The sequence below is a fragment of the Archangium violaceum genome (assembly GCF_016859125.1).
GTDB classification, from domain to species: domain Bacteria; phylum Myxococcota; class Myxococcia; order Myxococcales; family Myxococcaceae; genus Archangium; species Archangium violaceum_A.
The window spans coordinates 12,046,714-12,064,129 of the sequence record NZ_CP069338.1 but is presented as its reverse complement, the minus strand read 5'-3'; the positions used below and the strand labels follow the sequence as shown (position 1 = coordinate 12,064,129).

The 17,416-nt window shown below is 70.8% G+C and carries 14 protein-coding genes and 1 tRNA gene; 7 read left to right on the top strand and 8 right to left on the bottom strand.

All coding sequences use genetic code 11. The features are described 5' to 3' along the window. Nucleotides 1–7: 7 nt before the first annotated feature. Entirely contained in the window at nucleotides 8–1,846 is a 1,839-nt protein-coding gene (locus JQX13_RS50905) for a bifunctional metallophosphatase/5'-nucleotidase (RefSeq protein ID WP_203406583.1), read from the top strand. A gap of 231 nt (nucleotides 1,847–2,077) precedes the next feature. Then, nucleotides 2,078–2,482, top strand: a complete 405-nt coding sequence (locus JQX13_RS50900; protein WP_203406582.1) for a hypothetical protein — start codon at nucleotides 2,078–2,080, stop codon at nucleotides 2,480–2,482. Between the two features lie 80 nt (nucleotides 2,483–2,562). Here the strand turns inward: JQX13_RS50900 and JQX13_RS50895 are convergent, their stop codons facing one another. From JQX13_RS50895 to JQX13_RS50880, 4 genes are all read right to left on the bottom strand, one after another. Next, nucleotides 2,563–5,337 (bottom strand): Hsp70 family protein, encoded by a 2,775-nt coding sequence (locus JQX13_RS50895; protein ID WP_203406581.1) that lies wholly within the window; start codon nucleotides 5,335–5,337, stop codon nucleotides 2,563–2,565. Nucleotides 5,338–5,374: 37 nt separating this feature from the next. Next, nucleotides 5,375–7,225 (bottom strand): Hsp70 family protein, encoded by a 1,851-nt coding sequence (locus JQX13_RS50890; protein ID WP_203406580.1) that lies wholly within the window; start codon nucleotides 7,223–7,225, stop codon nucleotides 5,375–5,377. 17 nt (nucleotides 7,226–7,242) lie between these two features. Further along, the gene (locus tag JQX13_RS50885; RefSeq protein ID WP_203406579.1) at nucleotides 7,243–7,875 is read right to left on the bottom strand and encodes a DUF2760 domain-containing protein; all 633 of its coding nucleotides are present in this window, start codon (nucleotides 7,873–7,875) and stop codon (nucleotides 7,243–7,245) included. A gap of 97 nt (nucleotides 7,876–7,972) precedes the next feature. Beyond that, a tRNA-Ala gene (locus JQX13_RS50880) sits at nucleotides 7,973–8,048 on the bottom strand. A 184-nt stretch (nucleotides 8,049–8,232) separates the two neighbouring features. On the opposite strand from JQX13_RS50880, the gene JQX13_RS50875 reads away from it, so the two are divergent. The 5 genes from JQX13_RS50875 (at nucleotide 8,233) to JQX13_RS50855 (ending at nucleotide 14,508) form a co-directional block, all read left to right on the top strand. After that, nucleotides 8,233–10,584 carry a tetratricopeptide repeat protein gene (locus JQX13_RS50875; protein ID WP_203406578.1) on the top strand — a complete coding sequence of 784 codons (2,352 nt, stop codon included), beginning with the start codon at nucleotides 8,233–8,235 and terminating at the stop codon, nucleotides 10,582–10,584. A gap of 188 nt (nucleotides 10,585–10,772) precedes the next feature. Beyond that, the gene (gene cyoE / locus JQX13_RS50870; RefSeq protein ID WP_203406577.1) at nucleotides 10,773–11,657 is read left to right on the top strand and encodes a heme o synthase; all 885 of its coding nucleotides are present in this window, start codon (nucleotides 10,773–10,775) and stop codon (nucleotides 11,655–11,657) included. A 7-nt stretch (nucleotides 11,658–11,664) separates the two neighbouring features. Continuing rightward, nucleotides 11,665–12,675 carry an ABC transporter ATP-binding protein gene (locus JQX13_RS50865; RefSeq protein ID WP_203406576.1) on the top strand — a complete coding sequence of 337 codons (1,011 nt, stop codon included), beginning with the start codon at nucleotides 11,665–11,667 and terminating at the stop codon, nucleotides 12,673–12,675. Further along, on the top strand, nucleotides 12,672–13,562 hold the full coding sequence (locus tag JQX13_RS50860; RefSeq protein ID WP_203406575.1) for an ABC transporter permease: 891 nt from the start codon (nucleotides 12,672–12,674) through the stop codon (nucleotides 13,560–13,562). The genes JQX13_RS50865 and JQX13_RS50860 overlap by 4 nt, the downstream gene beginning before the upstream one ends. A 121-nt stretch (nucleotides 13,563–13,683) precedes the next feature. Next, nucleotides 13,684–14,508 carry a carboxypeptidase regulatory-like domain-containing protein gene (locus JQX13_RS50855; RefSeq protein WP_203406574.1) on the top strand — a complete coding sequence of 275 codons (825 nt, stop codon included), beginning with the start codon at nucleotides 13,684–13,686 and terminating at the stop codon, nucleotides 14,506–14,508. A 28-nt stretch (nucleotides 14,509–14,536) separates the two neighbouring features. Here JQX13_RS50855 and JQX13_RS50850 read toward each other — a convergent pair whose 3' ends face one another. From JQX13_RS50850 to JQX13_RS50835, 4 genes are read right to left on the bottom strand one after another with little or no spacing between them, the layout of a single operon-like run. Further along, complete coding sequence (locus JQX13_RS50850) at nucleotides 14,537–15,925, bottom strand: HAMP domain-containing sensor histidine kinase (RefSeq protein ID WP_239014368.1); 1,389 nt, start codon at nucleotides 15,923–15,925, stop codon at nucleotides 14,537–14,539. After that, nucleotides 15,922–16,602: a response regulator transcription factor gene (locus tag JQX13_RS50845; RefSeq protein WP_203406573.1), complete on the bottom strand. Its 681-nt coding sequence runs from the start codon at nucleotides 16,600–16,602 to the stop codon at nucleotides 15,922–15,924. The genes JQX13_RS50850 and JQX13_RS50845 overlap by 4 nt, the downstream gene beginning before the upstream one ends. 15 nt (nucleotides 16,603–16,617) lie before the next feature. Continuing rightward, nucleotides 16,618–16,830, bottom strand: a complete 213-nt coding sequence (locus tag JQX13_RS50840) for a hypothetical protein (protein WP_203412643.1) — start codon at nucleotides 16,828–16,830, stop codon at nucleotides 16,618–16,620. A 36-nt stretch (nucleotides 16,831–16,866) separates the two neighbouring features. Then, nucleotides 16,867–17,355 (bottom strand): Spy/CpxP family protein refolding chaperone, encoded by a 489-nt coding sequence (locus JQX13_RS50835; protein ID WP_203406572.1) that lies wholly within the window; start codon nucleotides 17,353–17,355, stop codon nucleotides 16,867–16,869. Nucleotides 17,356–17,416 lie beyond the last annotated feature (61 nt).

Below are 17,416 nucleotides of genomic sequence, written 5' to 3'. Positions count from 1 at the left end.
CGCCCGCATGGATTCCTCCCGACTCGTCCTCCCGCTGGTGGCCCTCGTGGCCGCCGGTTGTGCCGGTGCTCCACGTTCCGCGGAGTCTCGGCCTTCCTCCGAGCCCCCGTCCCTCCAGGCCTCCGCCGAGCCCGTGCGGCTCACCCTGGTGGCCACCAATGACTTCCACGGCTGGCTGATGCCCCACACCACCTCGCTGTCCGAGGGACTCCAGGTGGAGGAGGGTGGGGCGGCCGTCTTCGCCGGCTACATGGCCCGGCTGCGCGCGGACAACCCGGGAGGCGTACTGCTGCTCGACGCGGGCGATCTCTTCCAGGGGACGCTCGCCTCCAACCTCACCGAGGGCGCCGCCGTCATCGACGTCTACAACCACCTGGGCTACGCCGCCGCCGCTCTCGGCAACCACGAGTTCGACTACGGGCCGGTGGGGCCCCGGGCGGTTCCCGGGCCGGGCGAGGATCCCGTCGGAGCGCTCACCGCCCGCATCCGACAGGCGCGCTTCCCGCTGCTCACCGTCAACGTGCGTGACGCCGCCACCGGTCGGCACCCCGCGTGGCTCGGCAACGACGGCACGCTGCTGGTGACGCTCAAGGGCGTGAAGGTGGGCGTCGTGGGCCTCACCACTCCGTCCACCCCGCGCATCTCCAACCCCGCGCACATGGTCAACCTGCGCTTCGAGGACATGGTGCCCACCACGTTGGAGGCCGCCAGTCGCCTGCGTGCCCGGGGCGCCGAGGTGGTGGTGGGGCTCGCCCACGCCGGTGGCAAGTGCGCCGATCTCTCCAACCCGCGCGACACCTCGAGTTGTGATCGCTCGGATGGAGAAATCTACGGCCTGGTCGAAGCGCTGCCACCGGGCACGCTGGATGCCGTCTTCGCGGGCCACACCCACCAGGCCATGGGTCATTACTTCGGGAACGTGCCCGTCCTCTCCACCTCGGGACTGGGCCGCTCCTTCGGGGTGGTGGAGCTCTTCGTGGACCCGGCGAGTCATAAGGTGTTGCCGGAGCGCACCCGCCTCCAGGCCGCCATTCCCGTGTGTGCCCGGGTGGATGCGAAGACGGGGAGCTGCGACCCGCGCAAGCTGAAGGAACTGGGGGCCGCGGTGCAGCTCGTGCCCTCGACCTTCCTGGGGGGGCCGGTGGTGCCGGACAAGGAGGTCGAGGCGCTCGTGGCCCCCGCGCTGGCGCGCGTGGAGGAGGAGCAGCGCCGGCCCCTGGGTGTCACCGTCACCACGAACCTGGGGCGCAACTACGAGACCGAGAGCGCGCTCGGCGATGTGCTCACGGACGCGCTGCGCGAGATGGAGAAGGCGGACGTCTCCCTCCTCAACTCCGGCGGCCTGCGTGCCAACCTGAAGGCCGGGGCGCTCACCTACGGGGACCTCTACGAGGTGTTGCCCTTCGACAACACCGTGGCCATCGTCACCGTTTCTGGAGAGGAGCTGCGGCGTCTGGTGGCGGTGGCCTATGGCTCGCGCTCGGGCGTCTTCCAGCAGTCGGGTCTGAAGGTGACCCTCGCGAAGTGCGCCGGCCCCGAGCGCCTGCGCGACGTCACCCTGGCCAATGGCAAGCCGCTCGAGCCCAAGCGCCTGTACCGGGTGGTGATGCCGGATTTTCTCGCCCGCGGTGCAGCCGGGCTGGGGACGGTGCTGTCACAGGTGCCTCCCGAGCGCATTGATTTGGGAGTCGGCCGCGAGCTGATCCTCCGTGACGCGGTCGCGACATGGTGGAAGAGCCGCGGCAAGCCCATCTCCGCGCCTGCTACAGGTCGCATCCGCTTCGTGGAGGAGGGGGCGAAGTGCGCCTCCAAGGGTCCCGAGGCCGCGACCTCCGCGCGGCCTTGACAACGAGGCCGGACTCGCGCGCGGGCCGGAAAATCGGCTCGCGCGCGGTTGGGGCTCCACCGGGAGCGCATGCAAGTGGCCGAGATCCGGGCAGATCGCGGCTCACGCCGAAAAATCGGCCTGGGATCAGTTTTCAACGACCGTTTTCCTCCTTAGTCTAGTGGGGGCGCGCCGTGATCCGAGGAGCCTTCAGAGGCACCGATCGTGGCCCGCCGGCAGGGAGGGACACACATGCTTTACAAGGTTACCCCGATGATGCCGCCGCCGGCCTCGAAGGAGGCGAAGACGACGCGCGAGCCGGGGCAGCCGCGCAAGCGGCGTAAGTCGGCGGTCTACGATGCCGACGGGCACGAGGTGCTCATTTCGCTGATGTGCCTCAAGTGCCGCTCGCTCAAGCCGCTGGCGCAGTTCGGTTTGCGCAAGATGGCGGACGGGGCCATCCGCAATCAGCCCTGGTGCCGCACGTGCCGCTCTGGCGCGGGGACGCGCAAGCCGAAGGACAAGGCCACCGGGACGCTCGAGGTCGAGGCCGAGGCCATTGCCGAGGCTCCCGCCGCGGTCGCCAACCTCCAGGTGGTGCCGGTTCCCGCCGTCGCCGTCGAGGAAGAGCCGATCTCCGTCGCTTCGCAGGGCTGAGCGGGTCCGCGAGTAGACGCCTCCTTCGAGGGGCGGAGCCTCGTGCTCCGACCCGAGGGAGCGCTCTACCCTTCGAGCAGCTACAGGCGCAGGCCCGCGGGCAGGGTGTCGCCGAGGGCCCGCGCTTCGTCCGCCGCCTCGAGCGCCACGACTTCCGTCACCATCCGCACCCAGGTGTCGGAGGCCTTCGCCGCGCGCAGGGCCTGAGCCGTCTTCTCTCGGAGCTCGGGGCGGATGTCCCGCATCCGGTCCCCCGTGAGTCGCGCGAGCTGCGCGGCCGCGAACGGGGCTCCGTCGATGCGTTTGAGATCCATCTCCAGCAGCAGCGACAGCCAGGCCTCGGCGACCTCCACGTCCACCACCTTGTGGCTGCTGCCATACAGTGGCACTCGCGCGCCCAGCCGTCCCAGCGCCCAGGCCCACGGGCCGCCGCTCTTGTTCTCCGCCTTCAGCCGCGCCGCCACCCAGCCGCCGACCTCCGCCTTGTCACTCGGGTCGAGGTGCTCCAGCGACGCCGCCGTGCGCACCATCTCGTCCAGGCCCTCGGGCTGGATGCCCTTGAGCTTGCCCTGCTGAGGTGCGTCCAGCGGAACCTTCCTCGACAGGTGGGGCTTCAGGTAGTCGTACAGCTTGCGCTGCTGCGCCTCGCTCAGCCCGCCGGCGATGCGCCGCCACATCACCCAGAATTCAATCCACACGGACTTCTCGGTGTGGTGCTGCACCAGTGGCTCGAAGAGGGAGAACGTCTGCTCCGCCCGCCAGTGGTCCAGCGGGTAGCCGAAGCCCGGCCGCAGCGTGTAGCCCGTCAGGCTGTAGAAGACGCGCTCGTGGTCCGCCGTACGGCGACGCTTGGAGGCCCCCGCGAAGAGCGAGCTCCACAGCTCGCGCAGCACCGGCACCCGCCACGTCTCGCGCGGGCCCAGCACCTTCTCCAGCGTGCGCGACAGCTGCTTCACGTCCTTGGGGCCGATGGGCAGCGGCTTGTTGCCGTACACCCGCTCGACGTTGTCCTTCGCCTCGGCGAAGCGCGCGGGCATGGACTCGGTGACGGTGAGCTCGCGCTCGCCGCCCGTGCCGCGCAGCTCGAACTCCAGGCGCCAGCGCTCGTCCGCCACGTTCGACACGGCGAAGAGCTCCAGCGTGCCGATCTCCGTGAGCCCCGCCTGCAGGTGCACCGGCACCTCCGCCGTCTTCCCCGCGGCGCCCTTGAGCACCGTGTGGATGGGAGGCAGCGGCTTCAGCTCCTCCGACAGCGTCACCACGTCGCCCGGCTTGTCGATGCGGTCGCTCGTGGTGGAGTACAGCGTGAACTGCACCGGCCGCTCCAGCGTGAGCGTGAAGGATCGCTCGCCGATGGCGACCTGGTTGCCCTCCTCGAAGCCTCGGGGGATGAGGCACAGCACCGGCTGCTCCGAGCTATCCGCCGGGCGCTGCAGGGCCACGTAGTACGCACGCGCCGCGCCGCCTCCGATCTTCAGGCCGTGCCCGCGCCGCACCAGCCCGTAGTAGGCCGCGCCGCGCGCCACCGCCAGCTCGAGCGACTCGTGCTTGAGCAGCCGGATGCGCGGAGCCCCTGGCCACCACGCGCTCACCGCCTCCACCAGCCGCTCGGCGAGCCGCGGCGAGTTGAAGACGCCACCATTGAGCAGGATGGCGTCGGGGCGGGGCAGGGCACCTTCCGAGGGCGCCGTCTCTCCCAGCGCCGCGAAGCCCGCCGCCGCGTGCTGCGCGAGGAAGGCCGCCAGGTGTCGCGTGATGGCCGCGTCCTGCGCGTAGGGCAGTCCCAGCTCCTGGAGCGCCATGCGCGACACGCGCCGGGGCCGCTCCTGTGGGCCCGAGCGGGGGAAGAAGCCGTCCATGACGAGCGACTCCGCCTCCTCGCGCGTCAGCTCCGTGGACAGCGAGCCACCCAGGAGTCGGCTGCCCTCGGCGACGAGGGACACGCCGTAGCGCTCGGGCGGGTTGTTGCCCAGCAGGGCCTCCTTGGCGGTGCGAGCGGCCTGGATGGCCTGCGTCCACTGCGTGGCGGACAGGCGCCGGTTGCCGTCGGGGAAGAGCTTCTCCTCCACGCGTCTGGCGAGCGCGGCGTCCATGTTGTCGCCGCCGAGCATCAGGTGCTCGCCGACCGCGAGCCGCCGCAGCATGGGGCCCTCGGGGGACACGCCCGCGTGCACCAGGGTGAAGTCCGTGGTGCCGCCGCCCACGTCCACCACCAGCACCAGCCGCACGCCCTCCAGTGACGTCGCCAGGTCCTTCCGGTGGCGCGCGGTGTAGTCGTAGAAGGCCGCCTGGGGCTCCTCGAGGAGGGTGAACTTCTCCAGGCCCGCCTTTCGTGCGGCGCTCACCGTGAGGGCGCGGGCCGCCTCGTCGAAGGAGGCGGGGACGGTGATGACCACCTCCTGCTGGGACAGCGGCGCGTCCGGGTGGGCGTGGTTCCACGCGCGGGCCATGTGCGAGAGCAGCAGGGCGCTCGCCTCCACGGGGGACAGCTTCGCCACGTCCGCCGGAGCGCCCCAGGGAAGGATGGGGGCCGAGCGATCCACGCCCGGGTGGCACAGCCAGCTCTTCGCGGACGTCACCACCCGGCCCGGCACACGGGCGCCCTGCCAGCGGGCGAGCTCACCCACGACATGAGGGCCACCGTCGCCCCAGGGGAGGCGCAGGGAGCCGGCGGCGAGCTCATGGCCGGCGGGCACGTAGACGCACGAGGGCAACAACGACCGTGGGCTCACCTCGCCCTGGCGCACCAGTTGGGGGACGGGGAAGTCCTCCACGGGGGAGGTGGGGCCCCTGGAGGGGTCCACCGAGGCGACGGCGCAGTGAGTGGTTCCGAGGTCGATGCCGACGATGTGCATAGGCGTGCGTGCGGCCCTCCTGACCGCGGGGCCCCTTCTACTCCTTCATGCGGACGTTGAGCTCCAGCTTCCACTTCCCGGGGCCATTCTTCTCCAGGCAGCGCAGCTCCAACGTGCCCACCTCGGTGACGGCGGCCTGGAGGTTGACGGGAGTCAGGTCCCCGAAGGGCGCGGGTGTGCCCGGGAGCGTCGTCTCGATGGGGGCGAGCTCCTCGAACTCGTCGCTGTCCACGTCGTCCACCAGGGTGCCCACCTTGTCGTCGCGCCGGACGGACGAGGCGAAGAAGCGGAAGCTGGTGGGCTCGCCGGTGACGAGGCCGAACTCCTGGGGAGGCACGTCCGCCTGGGTTCCCTCCTCCATGCCGAAGGGGGCCACGCACAGGGCCTTCACGGGGGGCTCCATGCCGGGCACCGCGGGCATGGCCGTCTCCACGCCCACGTAGTAGGCGCGCGCCGTGCCGCCGCGGATGCGCAGGCCGTGACCCTGCCGCACCCACCCGTAGTAGGCCGCGCCGCGCGCCACGGACAGGTCCAGGTCCGCGCCCGCGAGCTCCTGCGCCGGCTGGCCGCCGTCCGCGGTGAGCCAGCCGTTGAGCACCTCCATCACCCGGGCCTTGAGCGGACCCGCCTTGAAGACGCCGCCGTTGAAGAGCACGGCGGTGGGGTGGATGAAGGTCTTGCCGCCCACGTCCACGGGCGAGTCCGGCGAGTTGGCCAGGGCCTGGGCCTGCCGGGTGAGGAAGGCGGCCAGGTGCCGCGTCACCGCCGGGTCCTGCGCGTAGGGCAGGGCCATCTGCGCGAGACCCGTGCGCCGGGCCACGCGTGGCATCTCCGAGGCGGGGGAGGGCGGGAAGAAGCCATCGGTGAGGACGCGGTCGAGGTCCTCGCGGGCCAGCTCCGTGCGGAGCGTGCCGCCGATGAGCGACGAGCCCCGGCCCGGAATCGCGATGGGCGCCTTCGCCATGGACGGATCCGCGTACAGCGTCTCCTTGGCCACGCGGCAACCATGGGTGAGGGCGTTGAACTGCCAGGCATCCAGCTTCTTGCCCTCGGCGGTGAGGCGCTGGTTGAGCGTGTGCGCCAGCGCGAGGTCCATGTTGTCGCCGCCCAGGAGGATGTGGTCGCCCACTGCCACGCGGGTGAGCTCCACGTCGCCCGCGCGGTCGCGCACGGTGATGAGCGAGAAGTCCGTGGTGCCACCGCCCACGTCCACCACGAGGATGACCTCACCCACCTTCACCCGCTTGCGGAAGGTCTCTCCCTGGGCCTCCAGCCAGGAGTAGAGCGCGGCCTGGGGCTCCTCCAGGAGGATGATGTTCTCCAGGCCCGCGGCCTTCGCGGCCTCGAGCGTCAGGTCGCGCGCGGCGGCGTCGAACGAGGCCGGGACGGTGATGATGACGTCCTGTGCGGCCATGGCATTGGCGGCGTCCTCCTTCACCCGGGCGAAGGTGTGGTCCCACGCCTCGCGCAGGTGGCGCAGGTAGCGGGTGGAGGCCTCCACCGGAGAGACGCGCTGCACCTCCTCGGGGGCCTGCCAGGGGAGCAGCGCGGCGCGCCGGTCCACGCCCGGGTGGCTCAACCAGCTCTTCGCCGAGGACACCAGCCGCGTGGGCACCTTGGCGCCATGCGTGCGGGCGAACTCACCGGCGATGCTGGTGGCTCCCGGGTTCCACGGCAGCGCCAGGCTGCCCTGGGGGAACTCCTGGGCGCTCGGCAGGTAGAGGAACGAGGGCAGCAGCGGGCGGGCCTCCACGGTGCCCGGCGCCGTCAGCTGCGGGATGGGCAGCATGGACTGCGCGGGGCCGCGGGGCTTTCCCTCCTCCAGGTTGAAGTAGGAGACCGCGGAGTGCGTGGTGCCGAGATCGATTCCAATCGCGTAGCGGGCCATATGGGCTCAATCTGATGTCAGGACAGTTCGACTTCAGCGGGCGCGAGCACCCGGGGATCCATCGCCGGACTGGTGGATGGGAATTTCACGGCCGTGGTCACCCAGCCGTGGTGCTTCAGGGCACCGCTGTAGGGAGGCTGGCCGGCCACGTTGCCGGTGAGGCGGATGCGCTGGGCGTCGAAGCCGGCGGGCACGTTCACCCGGTCTCCCTCCGTCTGGGGCAGTACGGGCTCCAGCGAGAGGTACTGACGCACCACCTTGCGGCATCCCTCGTGGACGATACGGGCGGCGGCGCCCACGTCCGCGTCCGGGAAGGCGGCCACGTCCTCCTGGAGGAAGTCGATGAAGCGACCCTCGCGCTGCAGCATGGACAGCAGCTGCAGGGCCGGGGCGTGCTCCCGCTCGGGGGGCGGGGGGGCGACCGGCGTTGGCGGCGCGACGACCGGCGTCGGGACGGGGGCGGCCTTGGGCTGCTCGGTGGCGGCTGGCAGCTCCGCGGGCGGGGTGACGGCCGGCAGCGTGCCGGCCTTGTCGGCTTCACGGACTGGCAGTACGGCCTGGGCGAACGCCTGGTCGAACCAGATTCGCCAGAAGCACACGAACGCGAGCCAGAAGCGAGCGAAGAACGAGATCGAAGGCTGTTCGGTCATCGGCCCCGGATAACAGACCCCGGGCGCTTTTCAATTCACTCGTAGCCCAAATGAAAAGGGCCTCACTGTTTCCAGTGAGGCCCTCTTCACTTCTTCATGGTGGAGGTGGACGGGATCGAACCGACGACCTTCGCATTGCGAACGCGACGCTCTCCCAACTGAGCTACACCCCCATACCCACTACGTACCACGTGTCCCGCCGGCGTGGGCTTTTTTCCGCCGCCGAAAGACGAACGGGCAGATACAGGACCCTATTCCACGTGTCAAGCCGGGAATCTTTCGGTCCGCATGGGCGATTGACGCGCGGCAACTCGGGGTGTCATAAGAACCCCCTCCTTACAGGCGCCTCCATTCGGAATGTCTACTCCCTCATCGAAGACGTTGAGCCCGGCCGAGCTTGCGAAGCTGGAGCACGCGTTCGCTTCCGACCCTTCCTCTGACGCTTACAAGCCACTGGCCGAGGCGTATCTCGCCGCGAGCCGCTTCATGGAAGCGATGGTGGTCTGCAAGAAAGGGGTGAAGGCACACCCCGATCGCGCGGAGCCTCGCCTCCTGCTCGCTCGCGTGTACTCGGAGCAGGGCAAGGACAAGAAGGCCCTGGAAGAGGTGCTCGGCGCCCTCCAGGTGCAGCCCAACGACAAGGCCTCCCTGCGGATGGCCGGTGTCCTTCAGCTCAAGACCGGTGAGGCCGACGCCGGCAAGGCCAACCTCCTCAAGGCCCATGAGGCGGACCCCGCTGACGCCGAGACGCTCGCGGCGATGCAGCAGTACAAGGTGCCGGTGCCCCAGGCCGCCGCGCCCGCGCCGGTGGCCGCCGCCCCCGCGCCGGTGGCTCCGGCTCCCGCGCCGGTGGCCCCCGCGCCCGCGCCGGTGGCCGCCGCCCCCGAGCCCGCTGCTCCCGCTCCGGCCGCCACCCGCAGGGCCCAGGTTGCCGCGGACGATGACGACGCGCCGCGTCCCAAGGCCCGTGCCGAGCAGCCCGTGCGCACCGCGGCCCGCCGCCCGCCGGTGGTCGTCGACGAGGACGATGACGTCGACACCGACGACGACGATGACGCGCCTCGCAAGCCGCGCAAGAAGAGCGCTGGCAACAGCAAGTTCATCACGCTCGGCCTGCTGATCGCGGTCCCCATCATCCTGGGCGGCTACTTCGTCCAGGGGCGTATGGCCGCGCATCGCAACCGGGAGATCAAGAAGCAGCTCGAGGCCGCCACCGATCAGCTCAAGCACGACTCCTTCGACTCCTACAAGAAGGCGTGCGAGGCGGCCGACAAGGCGCTCGAGGTGGATCCGGACTCCACCGCCGCCCACGGCTACCTGGCCTATGCCTACGCCATCCGCTGGGGTGAGCACGGCGGTGGCGACGACGCGCGCAACAAGGCCGAGGAGCATCTGAACGCCGCCAAGAAGAGCGGGGAGATCAGCTCGCACCTGTATGCCGCCGAGGCCCTCTTCCGTACGTACGGTGGCAAGGGCAAGGACGCGCTCACCGAGCTCGAGAAGCACGTCAAGACCTTCGACGAGCAGGGCAAGCGCAGCTCGCTGCTGTACCTGACGCTCGGCCTCATCCAGATGAACGCGGGCGACCTGGATCGCGCCAAGGACAACCTGGAGAAGGCCCAGGCCCTGGCGCCGGACGACCCGCGCATCTACGCCGCGCTCGGCGCCGTGTACCGCCGGCTCGGCCAGGACTCCATCGCCTGGAAGAACTACGACTTCGCGCTGCGCTACGAGAAGGACCACCCCGAGTCCCTGCTCGGCAAGTCCCTGCTGATGCTGGAGCAGGACGAGCCCAACTTCGGGCTGGCGGCGCAGATGATCAAGAAGCTCGTGGATGCCCAGCCGCCTCCGTCGCCGCGCCAGCTCGCGGCGGCCTACCTGGCGCGCTCGCTGCTCATCTCGCGCGTGGTCGCGAGCATGGACAAGCTCAAGCCCGATGAGCAGACGCGGATGGTGGAGGCCACCGGTGTGCCCGCCGACAAGGAGAAGGCGGCCCAGGAGCTGAAGAAGGCCGAGGAGACGGGCTTCGCGCTGGACAAGAGGAGCCCCGAGCTATCGCTCATCAAGGGCCGCCGGCTGCTGTCGGAGAACAAGTTCGACGAGGCCGCCACGGAGATCCGCAAGGCCATCAAGATCGACGGCACGCGCGCTCAGCTCTACGCCGAGCTGGCCAAGGCCCTCATGGGCAAGCCGGGCGGCGAGAAGGAGGCCGCCGAGGCGCTCGTCACCGCCCTCAAGACGATGGGCGACAGCCCCAAGCTGCTCACCATGCTGGGCAACGCCTACCGCCGTCAGAACAAGCTCGACGACGCGCTGGCCGCGTACCAGCGCTCGGTGAAGGACGCCAACGCGAAGAACCCCGAGGCCCGTCTGGCCATGGGCTCCATCTTCCGCGAGCGCTCGGACTGGGCGAAGGCGCAGGACGCGCTGGAGAAGGCGAGCACCGAGTTCATCGGTCAGCCGGACCGGGCCGCCGCCGCGCTGCTCGAGCTGGCGCGCGTCTTCGAGGGCAAGGGCGACGCCGCCAAGGCCGACGAGACGTACCAGAAGGCGCTCAACGCCGATGAGAACTACGCCCCGGCCTACTACTTCTACGCGGCGTTCCTCTCGAAGGACAGGAAGCAGGCCGACAAGGTCAAGGCGCTGGCGAGGGAGTACATCAGTCGCGAGCCCAAGGGCGAGTACGTGGCCCAGGCCCAGGCGCTGTAGCCGGGCTGCCGTTTTCAACAAGCGGTGCTGATGCCGACGGGCGCGGGGAGATGCCAGATCCCGCGCCCGTTTGCTTGAAGTGGCGCTCTCCTATGTGTAAGGGGAGGGGCGTTTTCCACCCTGGGCGGAGTCGTCATCCGCCTCCAACCGCGTCAGCCGCCAGCCTGTCGCGCCTTGGGGAGTTCCGCGTGAGCGCGCGTGCCGTGAGTGAGTCGAGCTTCGCTTCGGATCTGCTGTCCCTCACCAAGCCGAGGCTGTCGGGGCTGGTGCTCGCCACCACCGCGGGCGGCATGTGGTTGGCTCCTGGCGAGCTGACGGTGTCGCGCATCCTGGTGACGCTGTTGGCCACCTCCGGTCTGGTGGGCGCCGCCAACGCGCTCAACTGCTACTGGGAGCGGCACAGCGATCGCTTCATGGCGCGCACCCGCAACCGCCCGCTGCCCTCGGGGCGCATGGAGCCGTCGGTGGCGCTGGCCTTCGGGCTGGGGCTGGCGGCCATCTCCCTGCCGGCGCTCGCGCTGGGCGCCAACCTGCTCACCGCGGGGCTGGGCCTGCTGGCGCTGCTCAGCTACGTGCTCGCGTACACGCCGCTCAAGGCGCGCTCCTCCACCGCCATGCTGGTGGGCGCGGTGCCCGGCGCGCTGCCGCCGCTCATGGGCTGGACGGCCGTCACCGACCAGATCGACGCGGGCGGCTACGTCCTCTTCGCCATCCTCTTCCTGTGGCAGATCCCCCACTTCATCGCCATCGCCCTGTTCCGCAAGGACGAGTACGCGGCGGCCGGTCTCAAGTCCGTGCCGATCGAGCGAGGGGACGACTCCAGCCGGCTGCAGATCGTCCTGTACCTGGTGGCCCTGGTGCCCATGACGCTGCTGCCCTTCCAGTTGCACATCGCCGGCGCCTGGTACCTGGCGGCCGCGGTGCTGTTGGGCCTGTCCTTCCTGGGGTTGGGCGCCATGGGGCTCTTCCGCCGGCTGGGAAGGACCTGGGCGCGTCAGACGTTCCTGTTCAGCCTGCTGTACCTGGCCGGCCTCTTCGCCGCGCTGATGCTCGACAGCGGGGGACACGGTTGATTCGAGGATGTCCACGGTCCTGACGGCTGTCCCTTCCCCGGCGGGCCGCGCCCCGGCGCCACTGCTCCAACTCGACGGGCTCACCCGCCGTTTCAAGGATCGGGTGGCTGTCGACGGTCTGAGTCTCGCGGTGGGCAGCGGTGAAATCGTCGGTCTGCTCGGCCCCAATGGGGCGGGCAAGTCCACCACCTTCCAGCTGCTCGCCGGCCTGCTCGCCCCGGACTCCGGGCGCGTGCTGTTCGAGGGCAAGCCCCTGTCGCTCCATGATCCGGCCCTGCGCCGACGCATGGGCATCATCTTCCAGCGCGGCAGCCTGGATGACCTGATGAGCGCGCGGGAGAACCTGATGCTCGGCGCCCGGCTGTACGGGCTGACGGGCGAACGGGCCCGCGAGCGCGTGGAGCGGATGCTCGGCCTCATCGGCCTCCAGGAGCGCGGCGACGAGCGTGTCTCCACCTGGTCCGGTGGCATGCGCCGGCGGCTGGAGCTGGCGCGCGCCCTGGTGCACCAGCCGCGCATCGTCCTCATGGACGAGCCCTCCCAGGGGCTCGACGAGGCCGCCTTCCGCTCCTTCTGGGCACACCTGCGGGCTCTGCGCGACGCCGAGGGCCTCACCGTGCTGCTCACCACCCACCGCGCCGACGAGGCGGAGATGTGCGACCGGCTCGCCGTGCTGGACTCCGGCCGGCTGGTGGCCACCGACACTCCAGCGGCCCTGGCCGCACGGGTGGGCGGTGACATCGTGACGCTCGAGGCGCGTGAGCCCGAGTCCCTCGCGGCCGAGCTGCGCGCGCGGCTGGGCCTGGAGGCGCGCGTGGTGGAGGGCCGGGTGCAGGTGGAAGTGGAGCAGGGGCATGCGCTGGTGCCCCGGCTGGTGGAGGCCTTCCCGGCCGGCCGGCTCGCCTCGGTGTCCCTGCGCCGTCCCACGCTCGCGGACGTGTTCCTCCAGCTCACCGGCCGCGTACTCGGCACGGATCAACCCGCGGCCGAGCCCGCCCGTAGGAGTCGTCGTCGATGAACGCCCACGCCACCACCGCTCCCGAGTCCTCCGGCGAGCCCGAGCGAAACCTGGCTGTCGTGGACTCCCGCGCCTCGCGCGAGGAGGAGCGGACCCCCGGCGCGCTCGCGTTGCAGTGGGCCACCGTGCGCGTGCTGCTCGTGCGCGACGTGGTGCGCTTCTTCCGCCAGCCCAGCCGGATCGTCGGCGCGCTCGCCCAGCCCATCCTCTTCTGGTTCGTCATCGGCGCGGGCTTCGCCGGCTCCTTCCGCGTCGACGGCGCGCAGGGGATGGACTACCAGCGCTTCTCCTTCCCGGGCGTCGTCACCATGGTGGTGCTCTTCAGCGCCATCTTCGCCACCATCTCCGTCATCGAGGACCGGCGCGAGGGCTTCCTCCAGTCGGTGCTGGCCGGGCCGGGCTCGCGCCTGGCGGTGGTGCTGGGCAAGGCGCTGGGCTCCTCGGCCATCGCGCTGCTGCAGGCCTCGCTCTTCCTGCTCTTCGCCCCGCTCGCCGGAGTGAAGGCCGCCACCCTGAACGTGCCGCTGCTGGCGTCGGTGATGCTGCTGTCCGCCCTGGCCCTCACCGGTATGGGGATCGCCCTCGCCTGGTGGGTGCGCTCCACCGCCGGCTATCACGCGGTGATGAGCATCGTCCTGCTGCCCATGTGGGTGCTCTCCGGTGCCATGTTCCCCCTCAAGGGCGCCGGGCCCCTGCTGGCCTGGGTCATGCGCTTCAACCCCATGCGCTTCTCCGTGGAGGGCATCCGGCGCGCGCTCTACGGCGCCGAGGCCTCGCTCGCCGTGAGCACCTCCTCCTCGGGCGCGGGCCTCGAGGTGCCGGTGCTGCTCGCCTTCGCCACCGTCTTCCTGGGGCTCGCCGCTTTCAGCGTCAGCCGCCGGGAATAACCTGGATGACGGTTCTAGCGGTGGCTTCTGGGTCTACTTTTCTGTTACGACTGAATGCATTGGTTCATCTGACCGCTGGTGCAGGACCCGATACGGGCCAGCGGCATGAGGGAGTGTTGACATGAAGCTGCGTACGCTGGGCGTCGCGGTGCTGGGGGTGGTGGGGCTCGCCGCCCTGCCGGCCTGCAAGAAGGACGAGGCGCCTGCTGCCCCCGTTTCCCGGTCTCCCGCGCAGGACAAGGCCACGGCGAAGCTCGAGGCCCCCGTGGCGGAGTCCGCCCCCCAGCCCGTCACCGGTGGAGGCACCGTCCGGGGTGCCGTCACCTTCAAGGGCGTGGCGCCTCCGCCGGCCGCCGTCGCGCCCAGCGAAGATCCCGCCTGTGACGGCATGCCGTTGACGGACCAGTCCCTCCGGGTGAAGGACGGCAAGCTGGAGAACGTCCTGGTGCGCGTGCGCGGCCTGGTGCCTCGCTCGCGTCCGGCGCAGCCCGCCGTCATCGACCAGCAGAAGTGCACCTACACCCCGCGGGTGCAGGGGGTCGCCGTCGGCCAGCCCATCCTCATCAAGAACAGCGATGGCACGTTGCACAACGCGCGCGCGCTCGCCGGGACGAAGTCCATCTTCAACGTGGCCCAGCCTCCGAATGGCAAGGCCGTGCAGCGCCCGCTGCCCGCCGATGCCGAGGTGATCCGCCTCAAGTGCGACATCCACCCGTGGATGTCCGCCTGGGTGGTGGTGAACCCGAACCCATACTTCGCCACCTCCGGCGCGGATGGCTCCTTCACCATCGAGCACCTGCCCGCCGGCACCTACACCCTCGAGGCCTGGCACGAGACGCTGGGCATCCGCACGGCCGAGGTCACCGTGAAGGAGGGAGAGACCGTCTCCGCTTCCTTCGAGTTCTCCGCCGGGGACGCGAAGGCCATTGCCTCGGACGTGAAGTAGAGCTCCCAGGCGCGTGGCGCTCGTTTCTTCACGTGGGGGAACGGGCGGACGCGGGGGGGGCCTCGTTCGGGGAGGGACCCTCGCGCCGCAGGGTGAAGCCCACCCGGGCGCCTCCTCCGGGACGGTTCTCCGCGAAGGTCTCTCCGCCGTGGGCCCGGGCAATCCGCTGCACCAGCGCGAGCCCCAGCCCGAGGGAGCCCGCCTCGCGGGCCTCGCCACCCCGGTCCTTCCGGTAGAAGGGCTCGAAGATGCGAGTCTCCTCTCCCGGCGACAGCCCCGGGCCCCGGTCGTCCACGCAGAAGGCGAGTTGCCCGTCGCGCTCGAGGAGGCTCAGGGACTCCACTCCCTGGCCGTGCTTGCGCGCGTTGTCCAGCAGGTTGGCCAGCGCGCGTCCCAGCAGCGTGGCATCTCCCACCAGCTTCGTATCACTCACCTCCACCGCGAGTGCCTCCGCCGGCAGCCCCGTCCGCTCCAGCGCGCGCGCACCCAGGTCCTTCCCGTCCAGCTCGCGAGGCGTCAGTTGCCCGAAGTCCAGTCGTGAGCTCGCCAGCAGCTCGCCCACCAGCGCGTCCAGCTCCACCACCTCGCGCTCCATCTGGTCCGCCGTGTGATCCGAGCCCCCGGCATCGCGCATCAGCTCCACGAGGACGCGCAGGTGCGCCAGCGGCGTGCGCAGCTCGTGTGACACCGCGGCCAGCAGCTCGCGCTGATCCGCCATCTGCCGCTCGATGCGCGCGGCCATTTCGTTGAAGGCATCGGCCAGCACGGACATCTCCCCGGTGGCGTGACGGCCCATCTGCACGCGCGTGTCCAACTTGCCCTTGCCGAGCTCCTGCGCGGCTCGCGCCAGCGTCTCCAGGGGGCGGGACAGCCGCCGGGCGAGCCACCCCGAGGCCATCCACAGCGAGGCCCCGGCCAGCACCAGCACCATCGGCCCACGCCAGGGCTGCCGGGCCCGGGTGTGTCCATGACAGGCCCGCACGGTGCCGAGCCTCACGCCCTCGCGCTCCACCTGCGCGGAGAACGCGGCGTGCGCGTGGCAGGGGGGGCCCGTGCGCACCAGCAGCGCACCGGAGGCGTCCCTCAGCTCCACGTCGACGTCCAGGTCCCTGGCCACCGAATGGACGATGGCGTCCCTTCGCGCGGGATCATCCCACGCCTCGGCGAGGCGGTTGCCGACGAAGGTGCGCACGCGCTCCACCTCCTGGCGCCAGCCGGGCCCGCCCACCAGGCTCATCACCGTGCCGACCACCAGGCCGGTGATGAAGATGGACACGCCGAACCAGAGGAAGAGCCTGCGGTGCAGTCTCGCGCGGATGAACCACCCCAGCCGGCTCATGCGCCAGCGCGGGTGGTGCCCGCCGTGATACCGCTCCTGGCGGTGGCGGTGGCGCTGCTCCCATTCCTTGCGTCTCATGGGCCCTCTTTGGAGAAGAGGTAGCCCACCCCTCGCACCGTCTTGATGAGGCGCGAGCCCTCGTCGCCCAGCTTCTGTCGCAGATGGGAGATGTGCACGTCCACGGTGCGCTCGCCCACGACGGTGTCTCCGCGGCCCGCCTCACCGAGCAGCGCGTCGCGGGGAATGACTCGCCCGGCTCGCCGAACCAGTGCCACCAGCAGATCGAACTCGAGCCCGGTGAGCTCCACCGGCTTGCCACCCACGCGCACCTCCCGGGCGGACACGTCGATGGAGACTCCGCTGGACTCCAGCTTCTCGGCCACGGCGGCGGGCTGGGCCCGCCGCAGCACGGCCCTCAACCGTGCGAGCAGCTCGCGGGGGCTGAAGGGCTTGGCCAGGTAGTCATCCGCGCCGAGCTCCAACCCCACCACGCGATCCGTCTCGTCGCCGCGCGCGGTGAGCATGATGACGGGGAGGGTGCTCTTCGCTCGGATGCGCCGGCACACCTCCAGTCCGTCCATGCCCGGCATCATCACGTCCAGCAGCACGGCGTCGTAGGTGCTGGCCTCCAGGGCGGCCAGCCCTCGCCCTCCATCGGGTGCGTGGGTGACGGTGATGCCGTTCTGCCCGAGGTATTGCGCGAGCAGCTCGTACATCCGGGTGTCATCGTCGATGAGGAGGACTCGGGTGGCCATGGGAGGGCGCCGACTCTAACGCGGCTCCGGGGTGGGCGCCCGGGCCTGGGTCGTTGGCCGTGCCCAGGGCGCGGTGCTGTCGTCGAAGTGGGAGTCCCGGTGCTGCCCGTGGCGGCAGGCGTGGCCGGGGCCGTGGTGGCGCCAGCGGTGGAGACTCGCGAAGCCGGAGGCGTAGCCGGTGACGGTGCCCAGGGCCAACAGGAAGATGAGCGCGCGGCGGCGGATCATGGTGGGTTCCTTTCCTCGTCCGGTGTTCGGGGCCGCTCAGTAGGACCGGGCGCCGCGCCAACCCCCGCAGCCTCCGCCATGACCGCGAGGGCCGTAGCCCCAGCCCCATCGGTACTCGAGCATGTCCGCCAGCTCGCGCCGCTGCCTGGGATCCAACGCCTCGTGGATCTTCGACAGCGAGGTGCGCAACGTCCGGCGCAGGTTGGCCACGAGCTCCTCGTGCCGGGCATCCAGCTCGCTCAGGGCGGCGGAGTCGAACGTCTCGCCGCGCAGCGAGCGGGCCACGGCGGCGCGGGTGGCGCTCAGCTCATCGCGCAGCTTCTCGAAGGCCTCGGTGAGATCGTCCGCGGCCTGGACGATGACCTTCTCCTGGCCGGGCGAGGTGTCCAGGTGCTCGAACAGCCCGCGCATCCGGCCGCGCCAGCTCCAACGGCCGCGGCCTGCGTGACGGGGGTGCCAGCGGCCCCGGCGCAGGGTGTAGATGAGGCCGGCCAGGCAGGCGGTACCGAAGAAGAATCCGAACATGTGCTGCTCCTTCCGTGAGCGGCCGAGCGATCAGGGCCCGGCATCCATCGGTTGGTGCAGA

Bases quoted from the DNA above. Each gene is read 5' to 3' on its own strand.
- JQX13_RS50845 (WP_203406573.1), bottom strand. From the start codon at position 16,602: ATGGCCACCCGAGTCCTCCTCATCGACGATGACACCCGGATGTACGAG.
- JQX13_RS50860 (WP_203406575.1), top strand. From the start codon at position 12,672: ATGAACGCCCACGCCACCACCGCTCCCGAGTCCTCCGGCGAGCCCGAG.
- JQX13_RS50885 (WP_203406579.1), bottom strand. From the start codon at position 7,875: ATGACCGAACAGCCTTCGATCTCGTTCTTCGCTCGCTTCTGGCTCGCG.
- JQX13_RS50895 (WP_203406581.1), bottom strand. From the start codon at position 5,337: ATGCACATCGTCGGCATCGACCTCGGAACCACTCACTGCGCCGTCGCC.
- JQX13_RS50855 (WP_203406574.1), top strand. From the start codon at position 13,684: ATGAAGCTGCGTACGCTGGGCGTCGCGGTGCTGGGGGTGGTGGGGCTC.
- JQX13_RS50900 (WP_203406582.1), top strand. From the start codon at position 2,078: ATGCTTTACAAGGTTACCCCGATGATGCCGCCGCCGGCCTCGAAGGAG.
- JQX13_RS50840 (WP_203412643.1), bottom strand. From the start codon at position 16,830: ATGATCCGCCGCCGCGCGCTCATCTTCCTGTTGGCCCTGGGCACCGTC.
- JQX13_RS50835 (WP_203406572.1), bottom strand. From the start codon at position 17,355: ATGTTCGGATTCTTCTTCGGTACCGCCTGCCTGGCCGGCCTCATCTAC.
- JQX13_RS50875 (WP_203406578.1), top strand. From the start codon at position 8,233: ATGTCTACTCCCTCATCGAAGACGTTGAGCCCGGCCGAGCTTGCGAAG.
- JQX13_RS50890 (WP_203406580.1), bottom strand. From the start codon at position 7,225: ATGGCCCGCTACGCGATTGGAATCGATCTCGGCACCACGCACTCCGCG.
- JQX13_RS50865 (WP_203406576.1), top strand. From the start codon at position 11,665: ATGTCCACGGTCCTGACGGCTGTCCCTTCCCCGGCGGGCCGCGCCCCG.
- JQX13_RS50850 (WP_239014368.1), bottom strand. From the start codon at position 15,925: ATGAGACGCAAGGAATGGGAGCAGCGCCACCGCCACCGCCAGGAGCGG.
- JQX13_RS50905 (WP_203406583.1), top strand. From the start codon at position 8: ATGGATTCCTCCCGACTCGTCCTCCCGCTGGTGGCCCTCGTGGCCGCC.